We start from the raw sequence: 18,637 nt of genomic DNA, 5'->3' as shown, positions 1-18,637 counted from the left end.
GTGCGAATGAACATACTGTTAGCGTTTAAAGCCGAACCGGATGCCGGGATGCTGGCGGAAAAAGAGTGGCTGGCGGCGGCTCAGGGTAATAGCGGACCGGATGTTTCGCTACTGCGAAGTTTACTCGGTGCTGATGAACAGGCCGCTGCCGCGCTGCTGTTGGCGCAGAGAAAAAATGGCACGCCGATGACTTTAACCGCGTTGAGCATAGGCGATGAACGGGCGTTGCACTGGCTGCGCTATCTCATGGCTCTTGGGTTTGAGAAAGTTGTATTGCTGGAGACGGCGGCAGATCTGCGCTTTGCGCCGGAATTTGTCGCCTGGCATATTGGCGAATGGCAGCGCCAGAATCCGCTGGATCTGCTAATTACCGGCTGCCAAAGCAGCGAAGGACAAAATGGGCAAACGCCATTTTTGCTGGCGGAAATGCTGGGCTGGCCCTGTTTCACCCAGGTGGAGCGTTTCACTCTCAACGCGCCGTTTATCACCCTCGAACAGCGTACTGAAAATGGGCTGCGCTGTTGTCGTGTCCGCTTGCCCGCGGTGATTGCTGTGCGCCAGTGTGGCGAAGTGGCCTTGCCAGTACCGGGAATGCGCCAGCGTATGACGGCGGGGAAAGCGGAAATTATCCGCAAAACTGTTGCTGCTGAATCGCCAGCGATGCAGTGCCTGCAACTGGCAAGGCCAGAGCAACGACGCAGAGCGACGCTGATTGATGGGCAAACGGTAGCAGAAAAAGCGCAAAAGCTATGGCAGGACTATTTACGCCAAAGGATGCAGCCATGAATATCGCAATTGTGACAATAAATCAGGAACATGCCGCAATAGCGGGCTGGCTGGCGGAGCAGGATTTCAGCGGCAGCACACTAACGCACTGGCAAATCGAGCCGCAGCCGATGGTCGCGGAACAGGTGCTGGATGCGCTGGTAGAACAGTGGCAGCGAACGCCTGTGGACGTTGTTCTCTTTCCGCCGGGAACGTTTGGTGATGAACTGTCGACCCGGCTGGCCTGGCGTTTACATGGTGCAAGCATCTGCCAGGTGACTTCGTTAGATATTCCAACCGTAAGCGTGCGCAAATCCCACTGGGGAAATGCGCTAACGGCGACGTTGCAAACAGAAAAACGCCCGCTATGTCTTTCGCTGGCACGTCAGGTGGGAGCAGCGAAAAACACCACGTTGCCCTCTGGTATGCAGCAACTGAACATTGTTCCCGGGGCGCTTCCCGACTGGCTGGTTAGCACAGAGGATCTTAAAAATGTTATCCGCGATCCATTAGCTGAGGCCAGACGGGTGCTGGTAGTGGGGCAGGGCGGCGAGGCAGATAGCCATGACATCGCTACGCTGGCTGAAAAGCTGGGGGCAGAAGTGGGCTACAGTCGGGCGCGAGTGATGAACGGTGGCTTTGAAGCCGAAAAGGTCATTGGCATTTCCGGGCATTTGTTGGCGCCAGATGTTTGCATTGTGGCGGGCGCATCCGGTGCGGCAGCGTTAATGGCGGGCGTACGTAATAGTAAGTTTGTGGTGGCGATTAATCATGACGCCAGCGCGGCGGTATTTTCGCAGGCAGATGTTGGTGTGGTAGATGACTGGAAAGCCGTGCTGGAGGCACTGGTGACAAACATTCACGCAGATTGCCAATAACGTACAGCCGGATGCGGCGTGGACGGGGGCCAGGCTCGGGACTTGTAGGCCTGATAAGACGCGTCAATCGTCGCATCAGGCGCTGAATGCCGGATTTGGCGTGCAGCCTACAAATCACACAAATTCAATTCGTTACGATTATCCCGTCAAAGCAATTTTTTTGCTAACGTCCAGACCCCGGTATTCGTGGTGGAAAGCGCCACCACACCCGCGTTAATCGCATTACGCGCATCTTCTTCATCGCACACCAACCCACCAGCAATCAGCGGTTGGCGGATTTTCTCCGTCACCCAGCCCAGCACTTTGGGCATACAGCCTGGGAGGATCTCAATACAATCTGGGTTCGATTGCGCAACCTGCTTATCAATGTTGTGAAACGAAATCGAATCGACAATAAACAGGCGATGAATACAGAAAAAACCTTCCGCTCTTGCCGCTTTCAGCATCGATGCTTTCGTGCTGATAATGCCGTCCGCTTCGGTCACCAGTTTCAGAAACTGAATCACCACTTCTTTGTTCGATGCACCTTCCAGCAAATCGACATGAATAAAGGCATATTTCCCGGCGTTCTTAATCTTTTTAACGATATGGCTGATGGTGCAGATATTGCCGTACAACACGGAAATAAACTGGCATTCAGAATCGATTGCCAGTTGCAGGCTGGCATTATCTTTAACGGCAGCAATCACCGGATTCTGGCGGAGCAGGTGTAAGAGGGACATAAATTATCCTTATTATTTATCCAAAGCGGTAGGTGATGCCGAATCCGGAAGGCGGATAGCGCCACTGTTGTAGTGTTTTTTCGTCGCACAGCAAACGGCAGGTTCCGCACTCAAGGCAACCGCGATAATCAACACGCAAGTCCCCTTCCGGCGTGAGCGAAAAAAGACCTGCCGGACAGGCGTTAATCAATCGTTCTGCCGTCTGACGCTCAACGGAGTCAGCCGGAACAATGTGCGGCGCATCAGCAACGCGCCAGAGATTACGGGCTACAGACATCGCAGACTCCTGATAACATCGCCCGCCAGATGCCACAGGCCATGACGACGTATATGACGCCAGAGTAACTGGCGCAGCGGCGGAACAGGTTTATCCCCCTGATCCCATAAATCACGGGAAATATCCTGCATTAACGCAGGCCACGCACGGTACCATCCCGGGCGTTGCAAAAGCGCCGGAACATGCTGATAACGTTGTAGAACATCCCACAGCTGACTGCGTTCTATGTTTTGATGATAAAGCGGAAACAGATTTTGCGGCTCGCGGTGCTGGCAGGCGCTTATCAGCGTTTGTGCCGCCGCCTGTGCGCCAGTCAGCGCCATATCCATGCCGCGTACGGAAATTCCGGTATTGACGCAACTGCGTAACGCATCGCCCACCAGTAGCCAGCCGTTACCGGCGTATTGCACCGGCATACTGTGCAGGCCACCTTCTGGCACCAGATGCGCGCCATACTCCAGCGATTCCGTGTTTTTGATAAGCGGGTGCACTGCTGGATGCGTTTTAAAGCGGGCCAGCAGCTCGCTTGCCGGAACACGACTTTGCGTAAGGGAAGAGAGCGGGCAAACAATCCCTAACGAGAGCGTTTGTTGATTAGTATAAAGAAATGCGCCGCCGGGCAAGTCATCACAGATTTCGCCGCTGAACAGCAACGCTGCGCCTTCGTTATTCTCCAGATGAAAACGTTCTTCAATAGCGGATGGTTCCAGCGCCAGCACTTCTTTGATTCCTAACGCCATTGATTCGCCAGCAGGGCGGGTAACTAATCCGTGGCGTTCCGCCAGGAGGCTATTGGCACCTTCTGCCAGGACGACATAACGGGTGCGGAGAATATCGTCACCACAGATAACGCCACACACTCTGCCGTTTTCTTCATACAGCGCATCTACCGTCGCACCAGGGATACACTCGACACCTTCTTTTTCGGCTTCGGCAACCAGCCACGGATCGAATCGCGGGCGTAACACGCTCCATGACTCGCCGTTGGGCAGTAAGCTGGAAAATCTTGTGGCGCCATCTGGTGTTAATAAAGAAAGGCTTTCGTGGGTGATGCGACGCTCAAGGGGCGCGGTCAGATGAAATTGCGGGAGGAGTTCAGCGAGCGCATGGGTATATAAACGCCCGCCGGAAAGGTTTTTACTGCCGGGAATTTCAGCGCGTTCCAGTAACAGAACGGACAAACCTGCCCGCGCGCAACGTAAAGCACAAGCGGTGCCTGCTATACCCGCACCGATGATAATAATGTCGCAGTCATCTTCCATGGTGTGCTCCAGATATCCTGAGCGCAACACCCTAACATAGCGTTACTTAAGGGAAATTGACCGCCGACACACTCTTATCATTCGCCGCGATAGATACAGCCTGCAGTGCAGGTTTCTTTCACCATCACCGCACTTAATAGCGGCACAACGGGTTTAACTTGATCCCAAATCCATTTTGCTAAAACTTCGCTGGTTGGGTTTTCCAGACCGGGTATATCATTGAGGTAATAGTGGTCGAGGCGATCGTAGGTTGGTTTAAACGCCGCTTTCAGTTCAGCGAAATCGATAATCCAGCCCGTATGCGGATCGACTTCCCCTGTGATTTCCAGGCGCACCATAAAAGAATGCCCGTGTAAGCGCCCGCACTTATGTCCCTGTGGGACGTGCGGCAGACGGTGAGCGGCTTCGAAGGTGAAATCTTTAAATAACGTGGTGGACATCATAATTTCTCTACAGGACGATAAAACCGCCGTAGAGTACCGGAAAGCCTGTTTTTTCGCATTACTAAAAACGGGTTTGTTGCGCAAAATGACCGATTTAACTTAATTGCGGTCGATATTTATTTATTTTTCATTGAGTTAATAAATCTATTTTGTTGTTAAAGACTATTGCTAAAACAGGTTAGTCGATTTGGTTATTAGTTATCGCTATCCCGTCTTTAATCCACCCCCTTCGCGCCGTTAACCTTACCTTCTCTTCTGTTTTATGGGCGCTGACAGGGCCGATAAACAGCTTTGCTTACTGGAACATAACGACGCATGACGACACAGGTCCCACCTTCCGCTTTGCTTCCGCTGAACCCGGAGCAACTGGCACGCCTCCAGGCGGCCACGACCGATTTAACGCCCACCCAGCTTGCCTGGGTTTCTGGCTATTTCTGGGGCGTGCTCAATCAGCAGCCTGCTACGCTTGCAGCGACGCCAGCGCCCGCCGCAGAAATGCCGGGTATTACTATTATCTCCGCTTCGCAAACCGGCAATGCGCGTCGGGTCGCCGAAGCGTTACGCGATGACTTATTAGCGGTAAAACTGAACGTTAAGCTGGTGAACGCGGGCGACTATAAATTCAAACAAATCGCCAGCGAAAAACTGCTTATCGTGGTGACGTCAACACAAGGGGAAGGGGAACCGCCGGAAGAAGCCGTCGCGCTGCATAAGTTTCTGTTCTCCAAAAAAGCGCCGAAGCTGGAAAACACCGCGTTTGCCGTGTTTAGCCTTGGCGATAGCTCTTATGAATTTTTCTGCCAGTCCGGGAAAGATTTCGACAGCAAGCTGGCGGAACTGGGCGGTGAACGCCTGCTCGATCGCGTTGATGCGGATGTGGAATACCAGGCCGCTGCCAGCGAGTGGCGCGCCCGCGTGGTTGATGCGCTTAAATCGCGCGCGCCTGTCGCAGCACCTTCACAATCCGTCGCTACTGGCGCGCTAAATGAAATCCACACCAGCCCGTACAGCAAAGACGCGCCGCTGGTGGCTAGCCTTTCGGTTAACCAGAAAATTACCGGGCGTAACTCTGAAAAAGACATTCGTCATATCGAAATTGACTTAGGCGACTCAGGCCTGCGTTACCAGCCGGGTGACGCGCTGGGCGTCTGGTATCAGAACGATCCGGCACTGGTGAAAGAACTTGTCGAACTGCTGTGGCTGAAAGGCGATGAACCTGTCACCGTTGAGGGCAAAACCCTGCCGTTGAATGAGGCGCTACAGTGGCACTTCGAACTGACCGTCAACACCGCCAATATCGTTGAGAACTACGCTACCTTAACGCGCAGCGAAACGCTGCTGCCGCTGGTGGGCGATAAAGCGAAGTTGCAGCATTACGCCGCGACCACGCCGATTGTCGACATGGTGCGTTTCTCTCCGGCACAGCTGGATGCCGAAGCGCTGATTAATCTGCTGCGCCCGCTGACCCCGCGCCTGTATTCCATCGCCTCCTCGCAGGCGGAAGTCGAGAACGAAGTACACGTCACCGTTGGCGTGGTGCGTTACGACGTGGAAGGCCGCGCCCGTGCCGGTGGTGCCTCCAGCTTCCTCGCGGACCGCGTGGAAGAAGAGGGCGAAGTCCGCGTCTTTATCGAACATAACGACAACTTCCGCCTGCCCGCTAACCCGGAAACCCCGGTGATTATGATTGGCCCAGGTACCGGTATTGCGCCGTTCCGCGCCTTTATGCAGCAACGCGCCGCTGACGAAGCGCCAGGTAAAAACTGGCTGTTCTTTGGCAATCCGCATTTTACGGAAGACTTCCTGTATCAGGTGGAGTGGCAGCGCTACGTCAAAGAGGGTGTGCTGACGCGGATCGATCTCGCCTGGTCGCGCGATCAAAAAGAAAAAGTTTACGTACAAGACAAACTGCGCGAACAGGGCGCGGAGCTGTGGCGCTGGATCAATGACGGTGCCCACATTTATGTCTGCGGCGACGCTAATCGCATGGCGAAAGACGTTGAGCAGGCACTTCTGGAAGTGATTGCCGAATTTGGTGGCATGGACACCGAAGCGGCGGATGAATTTTTAAGTGAGCTGCGCGTAGAGCGCCGTTATCAGCGAGATGTCTACTAATGAGCGAAAAACATCCAGGGCCTTTAGTGGTCGAAGGAAAACTGACAGACGCCGAGCGCATGAAGCTTGAGAGCAACTACCTGCGCGGCACCATTGCTGAAGATTTAAATGACGGCCTGACCGGTGGGTTTAAGGGCGATAACTTCCTGCTGATCCGCTTCCACGGCATGTATCAGCAGGATGACCGCGACATCCGCGCCGAACGTGCTGAACAGAAGCTGGAGCCGCGCCACGCGATGATGCTGCGCTGCCGTTTGCCTGGCGGTGTTATCACCACCAAACAGTGGCAGGCGATCGACAAATTTGCGGTGGAAAACACCATTTACGGTAGCATCCGCCTGACCAACCGTCAGACGTTCCAGTTCCACGGTATTCTGAAAAAGAACGTCAAACCTGCACACCAGATGCTGCACTCGGTTGGTCTGGATGCGTTAGCCACCGCCAACGACATGAACCGTAACGTGCTGTGCACCTCGAACCCGTTCGAGTCGCAGCTGCATGCGGAAGCCTATGAATGGGCGAAGAAAATCTCTGAACATCTGCTGCCGCGTACTCGCGCTTACGCGGAGATCTGGCTCGATCAGGAAAAAGTCGCCACCACCGATGAAGAACCGATCCTCGGTCAGACCTACCTGCCGCGTAAGTTTAAAACCACGGTAGTGATCCCGCCGCAGAACGATATCGATCTGCATGCCAACGACATGAACTTCGTGGCGATCGCTGAAAACGGCAAGCTGGTGGGCTTTAACCTGTTGGTGGGCGGTGGGCTTTCCATGGAGCACGGTAACAAGAAAACCTACGCCCGCACGGCGAGCGAGTTTGGCTATCTGCCGCTGGAGCATACGCTGGCGGTGGCGGAAGCCGTCGTGACAACTCAGCGTGACTGGGGTAACCGAACCGATCGTAAAAATGCCAAAACCAAATACACGCTGGAGCGCGTGGGTGTTGAGACGTTTAAAGCGGAAGTGGAACGTCGCGCGGGGATCAAATTTGAACCGATCCGTCCGTATGAGTTTACCGGACGCGGTGATCGTATTGGCTGGGTTAAGGGCATTGATGATAACTGGCATCTGACGCTGTTTATCGAAAATGGTCGCATCCTTGATTATCCTGGGCGTCCGCTGAAAACCGGCTTGCTGGAGATCGCGAAGATCCACAAAGGCGATTTCCGCATTACGGCGAACCAGAATCTGATCATCGCCGGTGTACCGGAAAGTGAGAAAGCGAAGATCGAGAAGATCGTCAAAGAGAGCGGGTTGATGAATGCCGTCACGCCGCAGCGTGAAAACTCAATGGCTTGCGTGTCATTCCCGACTTGCCCGCTGGCGATGGCGGAAGCGGAGCGTTTCCTGCCGTCGTTTATCGATAACATCGATAATTTAATGGCGAAACATGGCATTAGCGATGAGCATATCGTGATGCGTGTAACAGGCTGCCCGAACGGTTGTGGTCGCGCGATGCTGGCGGAAGTGGGTCTGGTGGGTAAAGCGCCGGGTCGCTACAACCTGCATCTTGGCGGCAACCGCATGGGGACACGTATCCCACGGATGTATAAAGAAAACATCTCCGAGCCGGAAATCCTGGCGTCGCTTGATGAACTGATAGGGCGCTGGGCGAAAGAGCGTGAAGCGGGTGAAGGCTTCGGCGACTTTACGGTGCGTGCGGGCATCATTCGCCCGGTGCTCGACCCGGCGCGCGATTTGTGGGATTAACCATCAGCCCGGTCTTGTAGGCCTGATAAGACGCGCCAGCGTCGCATCAGGCAAGTTGGCACCTTTTGCCGGATGCGGCGTAAACGCCTTATCCGGCCTACGGTTGAGCCCGGTTTTGTAGGCCTGATAAGACGCGCCAGCGTCGCATCAGGCAAGTTGGCACCTTTGCCGGATGCGGCGTAAACGCCTTATCCGACCTACGGTTGAGCCCGGTCTTGTAGGCCTGATAAGACGCGTCAGCGTCGCATCAGGCAAGGCAAACAGTGAGGAACTTATGCCCAAACTCGATCTAAACACCCTGAACGAACTGCCAAAGGTAGACCGGATTCTGGCGCTGGCCCAAACTAACGCCGAACTGGAAAAACTGGACGCTGAAGGCCGCGTTGCCTGGGCACTGGATAATCTGCCCGGTGAATATGTGCTTTCTTCCAGCTTCGGCATTCAGGCGGCGGTGAGCCTGCATCTGGTGAATCAGATTCACCCGGACATTCCGGTGATCCTCACCGATACCGGTTATCTGTTCCCGGAAACTTACCGCTTTATTGACGAGTTAACGGACAAACTCAAGCTCAACCTGAAAGTGTACCGTGCTACCGAAAGCGCCGCCTGGCAGGAAGCGCGCTACGGTAAACTGTGGGAGCAGGGCGTTGAAGGCATTGAAAAATACAATGACATCAACAAAGTTGAACCGATGAACCGGGCGCTGAAAGAACTGAATGCGCAAACCTGGTTTGCTGGCCTGCGCCGCGAACAATCCGGCAGCCGCGCTAATTTGCCAGTACTGGCTATCCAGCGTGGTGTATTTAAAGTGCTGCCGATTATCGACTGGGATAACCGAACTATTTATCAGTACCTGCAAAAACATGGCCTGAAATATCACCCATTATGGGATGAAGGATATTTATCTGTAGGAGATACCCATACAACCCGTAAATGGGAACCGGGCATGGCGGAAGAAGAAACGCGTTTCTTTGGCTTAAAAAGGGAATGTGGGCTTCACGAAGGGTAATAAATCGGTACCGTTAATAAGCGCCCCTGTCGGAAACGATGGGGGCGTATTTATTTTGCGAGCAGCATTCCTGCTTTTAAACGTGAATGTAGCAAGGGGAATCTACAGGCATAGAATGGCGTCGGGTGCTTGAGGCTGTCTGGCGTTAAGCATTCGCGAGGTTCCAGATGGACAAAAGCCCCAGGCGATATTTCTATCAACCTGAGGCCTACGTTCGAACCTAAGCAATTCGGATGTTAGTCTCTTCTTTGCAGGGAGGCAAGACATGCTGACAAAATATGCCCTTGTGGCAATCATCGTACTGTGTTTTACAGTACTGGGATTCACGCTGATGGTAGGCGACTCGTTGTGTGAGTTGAGTATCAGAGAACGTGGTATGGAGTTTAAGGCAGTTCTCGCTTACGAATCGAAGAAGTAGCCACCACGCGGGGGTAAAACCCCGCGTATTGAATTGTTAAAGTTTGGCCTCCTGCACCCCTTTTTTATTCTCTGTTCCAGGTGGCATTGATTTCCTGCAGGCACGGGAGTAATCATTTCAACCCCATCAAGACGCCTTCGCCAGCTCCTTCACCAACGGTAACATTATCCGCATAACATCACGGCAGCGGCGTTCTATTCTTCCAGGAAGTGCCTTATCTATATGCTGTTGATTATCCAGTCTTACGTCATGCCAGCTATTTCCCGCAGGGAATGCGGCTGTTTTTGCTCGTTGCTGATAACCATCCTTATTCCCAAGATTCCAGTTTGTCGCTTCCACCGAAAGTACAGCAATGCCCGCTTTGTCGAATATTTCTGCGTCATTACAACACCCAGTGCCTTTCGGATAGTTTTTATTCAAACCTGGATTTGTGGTGGCGGCAATTCCGTGACTGCGGGCAATTGCCAGCGCCCGGTCGCGCGTTAATTTCCTTACTGCTTCAGGTGTTTTTACGCCACTGTTGAAATACAGCTTATCGCCAACAATCAGATTATCGAGGTTAATCACCAATAAAGTATTTTTCTTTTCGGTATCACTCATGCGCTTGAGTAAATTCTCAGCACCTAATTTCCCTTCCTCTTCACCACTGGTGGCAATAAAACGAATCCCATACTCAGTCGGAATATCTTTCAGGCGTTCAGCCAGCTCCAGCATGACACCTAAACCTGCGGCATTATCATCCATTCCTTGTAACGTCAGCCCGCCGAGATTGGCATCTGCATCTGCGTCGCTCTGCGGGGCATAGGTATCCAGATGCGCCATAATGATGATCTGCTGCGGCGCTTTGCCTTCATGAGCGGCAATCACCGTACTTCCCGTCACGTTGTGCCAGTTTTTGCGGTTATCGCGTGCGGTATAAATATATCGGCTATTAAATGTTCGAATATCACTGCGGTAACCCATTTGCTGAAACTGTTGCCGAATATAATCGGCAGATAACATTTCTGCGGGTGTTCCGGTCATTCGTCCCGGAAAGAAAGTGGCAATATGTCGCGCCTGTGTATTGGCAAAATCACCAGGTTTAGGTGATGAGGCGTAAACGGGGAGAATAAAGCATACGCCGAGCGCCAGGGCAGCGGTACGGTGGCGCAATGCGGAAAACATAGTGAGTCCTTAAATACCATGCAAAATTTTTACCGCCATAGTATGAAACTGCCGCTGCGCTAAAACAATTTCAAATCTTCCTAAACGCCCGAAATTCGGTAGCTTAAGCACTTTTTGATATTTGCTTTGCCAAAGCGTTATTCCGTTAAGGAACTACTCATTCCAATTGGTAATTTCATTCGTTCTCCTGCGCTCCCTATAGTCGAAACATCTGATGGCAAGAAAATAGCGGTATTGCAAAGGAACGGTTATGGATCAAAAACGACTTACCCACCTACGACAGCTGGAGGCGGAAAGCATCCACATCATTCGCGAGGTGGCGGCAGAATTCTCAAATCCGGTGATGCTCTACTCCATCGGCAAAGATTCCAGCGTCATGCTGCATCTGGCGCGCAAGGCGTTTTATCCTGGTACGCTGCCGTTCCCACTGCTGCATGTCGATACCGGCTGGAAATTCCGCGAGATGTATGAGTTCCGCGATCGTACGGCGAAAGCTTACGGCTGCGAGTTGCTGGTACATAAAAACCCGGAAGGCGTGGCGATGGGGATTAACCCGTTCGTGCACGGCAGCGCCAAACATACCGACATTATGAAAACCGAAGGTTTGAAACAGGCTCTGAACAAATACGGTTTTGATGCCGCCTTCGGTGGCGCACGTCGCGATGAAGAGAAGTCCCGCGCCAAAGAACGAATCTACTCTTTCCGTGACCGATTTCATCGCTGGGATCCGAAAAACCAGCGTCCGGAGTTGTGGCACAACTATAACGGGCAGATCAACAAAGGCGAAAGCATCCGCGTCTTCCCGCTCTCTAACTGGACCGAGCAGGATATCTGGCAATACATCTGGCTGGAAAATATCGACATTGTTCCACTGTATCTCGCCGCTGAACGTCCGGTTCTGGAACGCGACGGTATGTTGATGATGATTGATGACAACCGTATCGACCTGCAACCGGGCGAAGTGATTAAAAAACGGATGGTGCGCTTCCGCACGCTGGGCTGCTGGCCGCTGACCGGTGCGGTTGAGTCGAATGCACAAACGCTGCCGGAGATCATCGAAGAGATGCTGGTTTCCACCACCAGTGAACGTCAGGGGCGCGTGATTGACCGCGACCAGGCAGGCTCTATGGAGCTGAAAAAACGTCAGGGGTATTTTTAAGATGAACACCGCACTTGCACAACAAATCGCCAATGAAGGCGGCGTCGAAGCCTGGATGATTGCGCAACAACATAAAAGCCTGCTGCGTTTTCTGACCTGTGGTAGCGTCGATGACGGCAAAAGTACCCTGATTGGTCGCCTGCTGCACGATACCCGCCAAATCTACGAAGATCAGCTCTCATCGCTGCATAACGACAGTAAACGTCACGGCACCCAGGGCGAAAAACTGGATCTGGCGCTGCTGGTGGACGGCCTGCAAGCGGAACGCGAACAGGGCATCACAATCGATGTGGCTTATCGCTATTTCTCCACCGAGAAGCGTAAATTTATTATCGCCGATACCCCTGGGCACGAGCAGTACACCCGCAATATGGCGACTGGCGCGTCAACGTGTGAGCTGGCGATCTTATTGATCGACGCCCGTAAAGGCGTGCTCGATCAAACCCGTCGTCACAGTTTTATCTCCACGCTGTTGGGGATCAAACATCTGGTCGTAGCGATCAACAAAATGGATCTGGTGGATTACAGTGAAGAGACATTCACCCGCATTCGTGAAGACTACCTGACTTTTGCCGAACAATTGCCGGGCAATCTGGATATTCGCTTTGTGCCGCTCTCTGCGCTGGAAGGCGACAATGTAGCTTCGCAAAGTGAAAGAATGCCGTGGTACAGCGGCCCAACATTACTTGAAGTGCTGGAAACCGTGGAGATTCAGCGAGTGGTTGATGCCCAGCCGATGCGCTTCCCGGTTCAGTACGTTAACCGCCCTAATCTCGATTTTCGTGGCTACGCCGGAACGCTGGCTTCCGGCAGCGTGCAAGTCGGGCAACGTGTCAAAGTGCTGCCCTCTGGCGTGGCGTCAAATATCGCGCGGATCGTCACTTTTGATGGCGATCGCGAAGAAGCTTTTGCTGGAGAAGCGATCACCCTGGTGCTGACGGACGAGATCGACATCAGCCGTGGCGATCTGCTGCTGACAGCAGATGAAGCGTTACCGGCGGTGCAGAGCGCGTCAGTTGATGTGGTATGGATGGCGGAGCAACCGCTTTCCCCTGGGCAGAGTTACGACATCAAAATCGCCGGTAAGAAGACGCGCGCCCGCGTTGATGGTATTCACTATCAGGTTGATATTAATAACCTTACCCAACGCGAAGTTGAAAACCTGCCACTGAATGGGATCGGCCTCGTGGATCTCACCTTTGACGAGCCGTTGGTGTTAGATCGTTATCAACAAAATCCGGTGACGGGTGGGCTGATTTTTATCGATCGCCTGAGCAACGTGACTGTTGGTGCCGGTATGGTGCATGAGCCGAAATACGAGGCCGCCGTTGCGCCGTCGGAATTTAGCGCATTCGAGCTGGAGCTGAATGCGTTAGTACGCCGCCACTTCCCGCACTGGGGAGCGCGCGATTTACTGGGAGGTAAATGATGGCGCTGCATGACGAAAACGTCGTCTGGCATAGCCATCCGGTTACTGCACAACAACGCGAGCACCACCACGGTCATCGAGGTGTTGTGCTGTGGTTTACCGGCCTCTCTGGTTCCGGTAAATCAACGGTCGCGGGGGCGCTGGAGGAGGCGTTACATAAACTTGGCGTCAGTACATATTTACTGGATGGCGACAATGTCCGCCACGGTTTATGCAGCGATCTCGGTTTTAGCGATGCCGATCGCAAAGAAAATATCCGTCGGGTCGGTGAGGTGGCGAATTTAATGGTCGAAGCCGGACTGGTGGTGCTGACGGCGTTTATCTCACCACACCGCGCCGAACGGCAGATGGTTCGCGAACGTGTAGGAGAAGGGCGGTTTATCGAAGTGTTTGTCGATACGCCGCTGGCGATTTGTGAGTCTCGCGATCCAAAAGGCTTATATAAAAAAGCACGCGCTGGTGAACTGCGTAACTTTACCGGAATAGATTCCGTTTACGAAGCGCCTGAATCGGCAGAAATTCATCTCAATGGTGAACAATTAGTAACAAATTTGGTTCAGCAATTATTAGATCTACTGAGACAGAACGATATTATCAGATCCTGAGACACCACCGGGTTTTCATGCCCGGTTCGTCAAAGTAACAGGATCTGATATGCGTAATAGCCATAACATTACACTAACAAATAGTGATAGCCTTACCGAGGATGAAGAAACCACATGGTCGCTACCAGGGGCCGTGGTCGGTTTTGTGTCCTGGCTGTGTGCACTGGCGATTCCGATGTTGATTTATGGCTCTAACACGCTGTTTTTCTTTATCTACACCTGGCCTTTCTTTCTGGCGCTGATGCCTGTTGCGGTGGTGGTAGGTATTGCGCTGCATTCCTTGATGGACGGGAAATTACGCTACAGTATTGTTTTCACTTTTATCACCGTTGGCATTATGTTTGGTGCACTGTTTATGTGGTTGTTGGGCTAATCTGTTCTTTCCTGTTCATTCTGTCCATAATTCAAACCGTAACCAATAATGAGATTATGTTCTGCGCGCCCTGGGTATACGTAACAGTGGACAAATGTGGTACATTTGCCCGCGTTGTCGCGGTATCCCCAACAGAGGATGTAGAGTCGTCTTCGGATGCATGGGATGAGGATGCCGTTTTTCAGGGGGCAGGATGGGTAAACTAACGCTGCTGTTGCTGGCTATTCTGGTCTGGCTACAGTATTCGCTGTGGTTCGGTAAGAACGGTATACATGACTATACCCGCGTCAATGATGATGTGGCGGCACAGCAAGCTACAAACGCGAAACTTAAAGCGCGAAACGATCAGCTTTTTGCCGAAATTGACGATCTCAATGGCGGCCAGGAGGCGCTCGAAGAGCGTGCGCGTAATGAACTCAGCATGACCAGGCCGGGCGAAACTTTTTATCGTCTGGTGCCTGACGCGTCGAAGCGCGCGCAGTCTGCGGGGCAAAACAATCGATAAATCAGCCCAGGAATTAACATGGCAACCACTCATTTGGATGTTTGCGCCGTGGTTCCGGCGGCCGGATTTGGCCGCCGAATGCAAACGGAATGTCCTAAGCAATATCTCTCAATCGGTAATAAAACCATTCTTGAACACTCGGTGCATGCGCTGCTGGCGCATCCCCGGGTGACGCGTGTCGTCATTGCAATAAGCCCTGGCGATAACCGCTTTGCTCAACTTCCTCTGGCGAATCATCCGCAAATCACCGTTGTTGCTGGTGGTGAAGAGCGTGCTAATTCCGTGCTGGCAGGTCTGAATGCCGCTGGCGATGCGCAGTGGGTGTTAGTGCATGACGCCGCTCGCCCTTGTCTGCATCAGGATGACCTCGCGCGCCTGTTGGCGTTGAGCGAAACCAGCCGCACGGGAGGGATCCTCGCCGCGCCGGTGCGCGATACGATGAAGCGCGCCGAGCCAGGCAAAAATGCCATTGCTCACACCGTTGATCGCAACGGCTTATGGCACGCGCTTACGCCGCAATTTTTCCCTCGTGAGCTGTTACATGACTGCCTGACACGCGCTTTAAATGAAGGCGCTACCATTACTGACGAAGCCTCAGCGCTGGAATACTGCGGTTTTCATCCGCAGCTTGTCGAAGGCCGAGCGGATAACATTAAAGTCACGCGCCCGGAAGATTTGGCGCTTGCCGAGTTTTACCTCACCCGAACCATCCATCAGGAGAATACATAATGCGAATTGGACACGGTTTTGATGTTCACGCCTTTGGCGGCGAAGGCCCAATTATCATTGGTGGCGTGCGCATCCCTTATGAAAAAGGGCTGCTGGCACATTCTGATGGCGACGTGGCGCTGCACGCGCTGACCGATGCATTACTTGGTGCAGCGGCGCTGGGGGATATCGGCAAGCTATTCCCGGATACCGATCCGGCATTTAAAGGCGCTGACAGCCGCGAGCTGCTACGCGAAGCCTGGCGACGCATTCAGGCGAAGGGCTATACCCTCGGCAACGTCGATGTCACTATCATCGCTCAGGCACCGAAGATGCTGCCGCACATTCCTCAAATGCGCGTGTTTATTGCCGAAGATCTCGGCTGCCATATGGATGATGTTAACGTGAAAGCCACTACTACGGAAAAACTCGGATTTACCGGACGTGGGGAAGGGATTGCCTGTGAAGCGGTGGCGCTACTCATTAAGGCAACAAAATGATTGAATTTGATAATCTCACTTACCTCCACGGCAAACCGCAAGGAACCGGGCTGCTGAAAGCTAACCCGGAAGATTTTGTAGTGGTGGAAGATTTAGGCTTTGAGCCTGATGGTGAAGGTGAGCATATCCTGGTGCGGATCCTCAAAAACGGCTGCAATACCCGTTTTGTGGCCGACGCACTGGCGAAATTCCTGAAAATTCATGCTCGCGAAGTCAGTTTCGCCGGGCAGAAAGACAAACACGCCGTTACGGAACAGTGGTTATGCGCTCGGGTACCGGGCAAAGAGATGCCTGATCTAAGTGCGTTTCAACTGGAAGGCTGCCAGGTGCTGGAGTATGCACGCCACAAGCGCAAACTGCGTTTAGGTGCGCTGAAAGGCAACGCTTTTACCCTGGTGCTGCGAGAAGTGAGCAATCGTGATGACGTTGAACAGCGACTGATCGATATTTGCGTGAAAGGTGTACCGAATTACTTTGGCGCGCAACGTTTTGGTATTGGCGGTAGTAACTTGCAGGGTGCGTTGCGCTGGGCGCAAACCAATACTCCGGTGCGCGATCGCAATAAGCGTAGTTTTTGGTTGTCGGCAGCTCGTAGTGCGTTGTTTAATCAGATTGTTGCTGAGCGTCTCAAAAAAGCAGAAGTTAATCAGGTTGTTGACGGTGATGCGCTACAATTAGCCGGGCGCGGCAGCTGGTTTGTTGCCACGAATGAAGAACTGGCGGAATTACAGCGTCGCGTGAACGATAAAGAGCTGTTAATTACCGCTGCAATGCCGGGTAGCGGCGAATGGGGAACCCAGCGTGAGGCGCTGGCATTCGAACAAGCAGCTGTCGCCGGAGAAACGGAATTACAAGCCTTACTGCTGCGCGAAAAAGTTGAGGCGGCGCGCAGAGCGATGCTGTTATATCCGCAACAATTAAGCTGGAACTGGTGGGATGACGTCACCGTCGAAATCCGTTTCTGGCTTCCGGCAGGAAGCTTTGCAACCAGCGTTGTCAGGGAACTTATCAACACAACAGGTGATTATGCGCATATTGCTGAGTAATGATGACGGGGTACATGCACCCGGTATACAAACGCTGGCGAAAGCTCTGCGTGAGTTTGCTGACGTTCAGGTGGTCGCCCCCGATCGTAATCGCAGCGGCGCTTCAAATTCTCTAACGCTGGAATCCTCCCTGCGCACGTTTACCTTTGAAAATGGTGATATCGCCGTGCAAATGGGAACCCCGACCGATTGTGTCTATCTTGGCGTGAATGCTCTGATGCGTCCGCGCCCGGATATTGTGGTTTCGGGTATTAACGCCGGGCCGAATCTGGGTGATGATGTTATTTATTCCGGCACGGTAGCCGCCGCGATGGAAGGCCGTCATTTAGGCTTTCCGGCACTGGCCGTTTCACTTGACGGGCATAAACATTACGACACTGCTGCAGCGGTCACCTGTTCCATTTTGCGTGCACTGTGTAAAGAGCCGCTGCGTACCGGACGTATTCTCAATATCAACGTACCTGATTTACCGCTGGATCAGATTAAAGGTATCCGCGTGACTCGCTGCGGTACACGACATCCGGCAGATCAAGTGATTCCGCAGCAGGATCCGCGCGGTAATACGCTGTACTGGATTGGCCCGCCGGGCGGTAAGTGTGATGCCGGTCCGGGGACCGATTTTGCTGCGGTAGATGAAGGCTACGTCTCCATCACGCCGCTGCATGTGGATTTAACCGCGCACAACGCGCAAGATGTGGTTTCAGACTGGTTAAACAGCGTGGGAGTTGGCACGCAATGGTAAGCAGACGCGTACAAGCACTTCTGGATCAATTACGTGCGCAAGGTATTCAGGATGAGCAGGTGCTTAATGCACTTGCTGCCGTGCCGCGTGAAAAATTCATCGATGAAGCGTTTGAACAAAAAGCCTGGGACAATATCGCATTGCCGATAGGTCAGGGGCAGACAATTTCGCAGCCGTATATGGTGGCGCGAATGACTGAATTACTTGAACTGACGCCGCAGTCGCGAGTGCTGGAGATCGGCACTGGTTCAGGATATCAAACAGCAATTCTGGCACATCTTGTCCAGCATGTATGCTCGGTCGAGCGGATTAAAGGGTTGCAGTGGCAGGCGCGCAGGCGTCTGAAAAATCTTGATTTACACAATGTTTCAACCCGTCACGGCGATGGATGGCAAGGTTGGCAAGCACGTGCGCCGTTTGACGCTATCATTGTAACGGCTGCACCGCCCGAAATTCCGACAGCGTTAATGACGCAACTGGACGAAGGCGGCATTCTCGTCTTACCCGTAGGGGAAGAGCACCAGTATTTAAAGCGGGTGCGTCGTCGGGGAGGCGAATTTATTATCGACACCGTGGAGGCTGTGCGCTTTGTTCCCTTAGTAAAGGGGGAGCTGGCTTAGCGCGTGAGGAAAATACCTGGAATTTTCCTGGTTATTTTGCAGCAGGTCAGCGTATCGTGAACATCTTTTCCAGTGTTCAGTAGAGTGCCTTGCACGGTAATTATGTCACTGGTTATTAACCAATTTTTTTTCTGGGGGATAAATGAGCGCGGGAAGCCCAAAATTCACCGTTCGCCGTATTGCGG

Annotated in this window: 21 protein-coding genes; 16 read left to right on the top strand and 5 right to left on the bottom strand. The window is 53.0% G+C overall.

The features are described from left to right. Window positions 1–6 precede the first annotated feature (6 nt). Both FEK50_RS20755 and FEK50_RS20750 read left to right on the top strand, forming a co-directional pair. Window positions 7–786: an electron transfer flavoprotein subunit beta/FixA family protein gene (locus FEK50_RS20755; RefSeq protein WP_131162391.1), complete on the top strand. Its 780-nt coding sequence runs from the start codon at window positions 7–9 to the stop codon at window positions 784–786. Beyond that, window positions 783–1,643, top strand: a complete 861-nt coding sequence (locus FEK50_RS20750) for an electron transfer flavoprotein subunit alpha/FixB family protein (protein WP_131162390.1) — start codon at window positions 783–785, stop codon at window positions 1,641–1,643. Before FEK50_RS20755 ends, FEK50_RS20750 begins: the two co-directional genes overlap by 4 nt. Window positions 1,644–1,789: 146 nt before the next feature. Here the strand turns inward: FEK50_RS20750 and FEK50_RS20745 are convergent, their stop codons facing one another. The 4 genes from FEK50_RS20745 to queD form a co-directional block, all read right to left on the bottom strand. Continuing rightward, window positions 1,790–2,365: a glycerol-3-phosphate responsive antiterminator gene (locus tag FEK50_RS20745; protein WP_130207669.1), complete on the bottom strand. Its 576-nt coding sequence runs from the start codon at window positions 2,363–2,365 to the stop codon at window positions 1,790–1,792. A 16-nt stretch (window positions 2,366–2,381) separates the two neighbouring features. Continuing rightward, the gene (locus tag FEK50_RS20740; protein WP_130207668.1) at window positions 2,382–2,642 is read right to left on the bottom strand and encodes a ferredoxin family protein; all 261 of its coding nucleotides are present in this window, start codon (window positions 2,640–2,642) and stop codon (window positions 2,382–2,384) included. Beyond that, complete coding sequence (locus FEK50_RS20735) at window positions 2,633–3,904, bottom strand: FAD-dependent oxidoreductase (RefSeq protein ID WP_131162389.1); 1,272 nt, start codon at window positions 3,902–3,904, stop codon at window positions 2,633–2,635. The genes FEK50_RS20740 and FEK50_RS20735 overlap by 10 nt, the downstream gene beginning before the upstream one ends. A 77-nt stretch (window positions 3,905–3,981) precedes the next feature. Continuing rightward, window positions 3,982–4,347 carry a 6-carboxytetrahydropterin synthase QueD gene (queD, locus tag FEK50_RS20730; RefSeq protein ID WP_016159619.1) on the bottom strand — a complete coding sequence of 122 codons (366 nt, stop codon included), beginning with the start codon at window positions 4,345–4,347 and terminating at the stop codon, window positions 3,982–3,984. Window positions 4,348–4,662: 315 nt separating this feature from the next. On the opposite strand from queD, the gene cysJ reads away from it, so the two are divergent. The 4 genes from cysJ to FEK50_RS20700 all read left to right on the top strand — a co-directional run bounded on the left by cysJ (window position 4,663) and on the right by FEK50_RS20700 (window position 9,601). Continuing rightward, a complete protein-coding gene (gene cysJ / locus FEK50_RS20725; RefSeq protein WP_131162388.1) occupies window positions 4,663–6,462 on the top strand; it encodes an NADPH-dependent assimilatory sulfite reductase flavoprotein subunit in 1,800 nt (599 codons plus the stop codon). After that, on the top strand, window positions 6,462–8,174 hold the full coding sequence (cysI, locus tag FEK50_RS20720) for an assimilatory sulfite reductase (NADPH) hemoprotein subunit (RefSeq protein ID WP_131162387.1): 1,713 nt from the start codon (window positions 6,462–6,464) through the stop codon (window positions 8,172–8,174). Before cysJ ends, cysI begins: the two co-directional genes overlap by 1 nt. A gap of 274 nt (window positions 8,175–8,448) precedes the next feature. Beyond that, the gene (gene cysH, locus FEK50_RS20710; RefSeq protein WP_131162385.1) at window positions 8,449–9,183 is read left to right on the top strand and encodes a phosphoadenosine phosphosulfate reductase; all 735 of its coding nucleotides are present in this window, start codon (window positions 8,449–8,451) and stop codon (window positions 9,181–9,183) included. Between the two features lie 265 nt (window positions 9,184–9,448). Next, window positions 9,449–9,601, top strand: coding sequence for a Hok/Gef family protein (locus FEK50_RS20700; RefSeq protein ID WP_000956460.1), 153 nt, complete (start codon window positions 9,449–9,451; stop codon window positions 9,599–9,601). Window positions 9,602–9,727: 126 nt separating this feature from the next. On the opposite strand, the gene iap is transcribed toward FEK50_RS20700, so the two are convergent. Then, entirely contained in the window at window positions 9,728–10,765 is a 1,038-nt protein-coding gene (gene iap, locus FEK50_RS20695) for an alkaline phosphatase isozyme conversion aminopeptidase (RefSeq protein WP_131162384.1), read from the bottom strand. Window positions 10,766–11,015: 250 nt separating this feature from the next. Between iap and cysD the strand changes: the two genes are divergently transcribed. The 10 genes from cysD to pcm all read left to right on the top strand — a co-directional run bounded on the left by cysD (window position 11,016) and on the right by pcm (window position 18,452). Next, complete coding sequence (gene cysD, locus FEK50_RS20690; RefSeq protein WP_000372392.1) at window positions 11,016–11,924, top strand: sulfate adenylyltransferase subunit CysD; 909 nt, start codon at window positions 11,016–11,018, stop codon at window positions 11,922–11,924. 1 nt (window position 11,925) lies between these two features. Next, window positions 11,926–13,353, top strand: coding sequence for a sulfate adenylyltransferase subunit CysN (cysN, locus tag FEK50_RS20685; protein ID WP_131162383.1), 1,428 nt, complete (start codon window positions 11,926–11,928; stop codon window positions 13,351–13,353). Further along, a complete protein-coding gene (cysC, locus tag FEK50_RS20680) occupies window positions 13,353–13,958 on the top strand; it encodes an adenylyl-sulfate kinase (RefSeq protein WP_130208047.1) in 606 nt (201 codons plus the stop codon). The genes cysN and cysC overlap by 1 nt, the downstream gene beginning before the upstream one ends. A gap of 49 nt (window positions 13,959–14,007) precedes the next feature. Next, window positions 14,008–14,331, top strand: a complete 324-nt coding sequence (locus tag FEK50_RS20675) for a DUF3561 family protein (RefSeq protein ID WP_064528120.1) — start codon at window positions 14,008–14,010, stop codon at window positions 14,329–14,331. A 193-nt stretch (window positions 14,332–14,524) separates the two neighbouring features. Next, a complete protein-coding gene (gene ftsB, locus FEK50_RS20670; RefSeq protein WP_000517476.1) occupies window positions 14,525–14,836 on the top strand; it encodes a cell division protein FtsB in 312 nt (103 codons plus the stop codon). Between the two features lie 18 nt (window positions 14,837–14,854). Further along, the gene (gene ispD, locus FEK50_RS20665; protein ID WP_130207661.1) at window positions 14,855–15,565 is read left to right on the top strand and encodes a 2-C-methyl-D-erythritol 4-phosphate cytidylyltransferase; all 711 of its coding nucleotides are present in this window, start codon (window positions 14,855–14,857) and stop codon (window positions 15,563–15,565) included. Beyond that, window positions 15,565–16,044, top strand: a complete 480-nt coding sequence (gene ispF / locus FEK50_RS20660) for a 2-C-methyl-D-erythritol 2,4-cyclodiphosphate synthase (RefSeq protein WP_001219242.1) — start codon at window positions 15,565–15,567, stop codon at window positions 16,042–16,044. The genes ispD and ispF overlap by 1 nt, the downstream gene beginning before the upstream one ends. Then, window positions 16,041–17,090 (top strand): tRNA pseudouridine(13) synthase TruD, encoded by a 1,050-nt coding sequence (gene truD / locus FEK50_RS20655; protein WP_130207660.1) that lies wholly within the window; start codon window positions 16,041–16,043, stop codon window positions 17,088–17,090. Before ispF ends, truD begins: the two co-directional genes overlap by 4 nt. After that, entirely contained in the window at window positions 17,071–17,832 is a 762-nt protein-coding gene (gene surE / locus FEK50_RS20650; protein ID WP_001516955.1) for a 5'/3'-nucleotidase SurE, read from the top strand. Before truD ends, surE begins: the two co-directional genes overlap by 20 nt. Beyond that, window positions 17,826–18,452, top strand: a complete 627-nt coding sequence (pcm, locus tag FEK50_RS20645) for a protein-L-isoaspartate O-methyltransferase (protein ID WP_000254703.1) — start codon at window positions 17,826–17,828, stop codon at window positions 18,450–18,452. The genes surE and pcm overlap by 7 nt, the downstream gene beginning before the upstream one ends. Window positions 18,453–18,637: the final 185 nt, after the last annotated feature.

Source organism: Escherichia sp. E2586 (assembly GCF_005781105.1).
GTDB lineage: Bacteria > Pseudomonadota > Gammaproteobacteria > Enterobacterales > Enterobacteriaceae > Escherichia.
The sequence above is the reverse complement of the archived record's forward strand: the minus strand, read 5'-3'. Positions and strand labels throughout refer to the sequence as shown.

Bases quoted from the DNA above. Each gene is read 5' to 3' on its own strand.
- cysJ (WP_131162388.1), top strand. From the start codon at position 4,663: ATGACGACACAGGTCCCACCTTCCGCTTTGCTTCCGCTGAACCCGGAG.
- FEK50_RS20740 (WP_130207668.1), bottom strand. From the start codon at position 2,642: ATGTCTGTAGCCCGTAATCTCTGGCGCGTTGCTGATGCGCCGCACATT.
- surE (WP_001516955.1), top strand. From the start codon at position 17,071: ATGCGCATATTGCTGAGTAATGATGACGGGGTACATGCACCCGGTATA.
- cysH (WP_131162385.1), top strand. From the start codon at position 8,449: ATGCCCAAACTCGATCTAAACACCCTGAACGAACTGCCAAAGGTAGAC.
- truD (WP_130207660.1), top strand. From the start codon at position 16,041: ATGATTGAATTTGATAATCTCACTTACCTCCACGGCAAACCGCAAGGA.
- FEK50_RS20750 (WP_131162390.1), top strand. From the start codon at position 783: ATGAATATCGCAATTGTGACAATAAATCAGGAACATGCCGCAATAGCG.
- cysI (WP_131162387.1), top strand. From the start codon at position 6,462: ATGAGCGAAAAACATCCAGGGCCTTTAGTGGTCGAAGGAAAACTGACA.
- ispF (WP_001219242.1), top strand. From the start codon at position 15,565: ATGCGAATTGGACACGGTTTTGATGTTCACGCCTTTGGCGGCGAAGGC.
- cysD (WP_000372392.1), top strand. From the start codon at position 11,016: ATGGATCAAAAACGACTTACCCACCTACGACAGCTGGAGGCGGAAAGC.
- ftsB (WP_000517476.1), top strand. From the start codon at position 14,525: ATGGGTAAACTAACGCTGCTGTTGCTGGCTATTCTGGTCTGGCTACAG.
- ispD (WP_130207661.1), top strand. From the start codon at position 14,855: ATGGCAACCACTCATTTGGATGTTTGCGCCGTGGTTCCGGCGGCCGGA.
- FEK50_RS20675 (WP_064528120.1), top strand. From the start codon at position 14,008: ATGCGTAATAGCCATAACATTACACTAACAAATAGTGATAGCCTTACC.
- queD (WP_016159619.1), bottom strand. From the start codon at position 4,347: ATGATGTCCACCACGTTATTTAAAGATTTCACCTTCGAAGCCGCTCAC.
- FEK50_RS20755 (WP_131162391.1), top strand. From the start codon at position 7: ATGAACATACTGTTAGCGTTTAAAGCCGAACCGGATGCCGGGATGCTG.
- cysC (WP_130208047.1), top strand. From the start codon at position 13,353: ATGGCGCTGCATGACGAAAACGTCGTCTGGCATAGCCATCCGGTTACT.
- cysN (WP_131162383.1), top strand. From the start codon at position 11,926: ATGAACACCGCACTTGCACAACAAATCGCCAATGAAGGCGGCGTCGAA.
- FEK50_RS20700 (WP_000956460.1), top strand. From the start codon at position 9,449: ATGCTGACAAAATATGCCCTTGTGGCAATCATCGTACTGTGTTTTACA.
- FEK50_RS20745 (WP_130207669.1), bottom strand. From the start codon at position 2,365: ATGTCCCTCTTACACCTGCTCCGCCAGAATCCGGTGATTGCTGCCGTT.
- pcm (WP_000254703.1), top strand. From the start codon at position 17,826: ATGGTAAGCAGACGCGTACAAGCACTTCTGGATCAATTACGTGCGCAA.
- iap (WP_131162384.1), bottom strand. From the start codon at position 10,765: ATGTTTTCCGCATTGCGCCACCGTACCGCTGCCCTGGCGCTCGGCGTA.
- FEK50_RS20735 (WP_131162389.1), bottom strand. From the start codon at position 3,904: ATGGAAGATGACTGCGACATTATTATCATCGGTGCGGGTATAGCAGGC.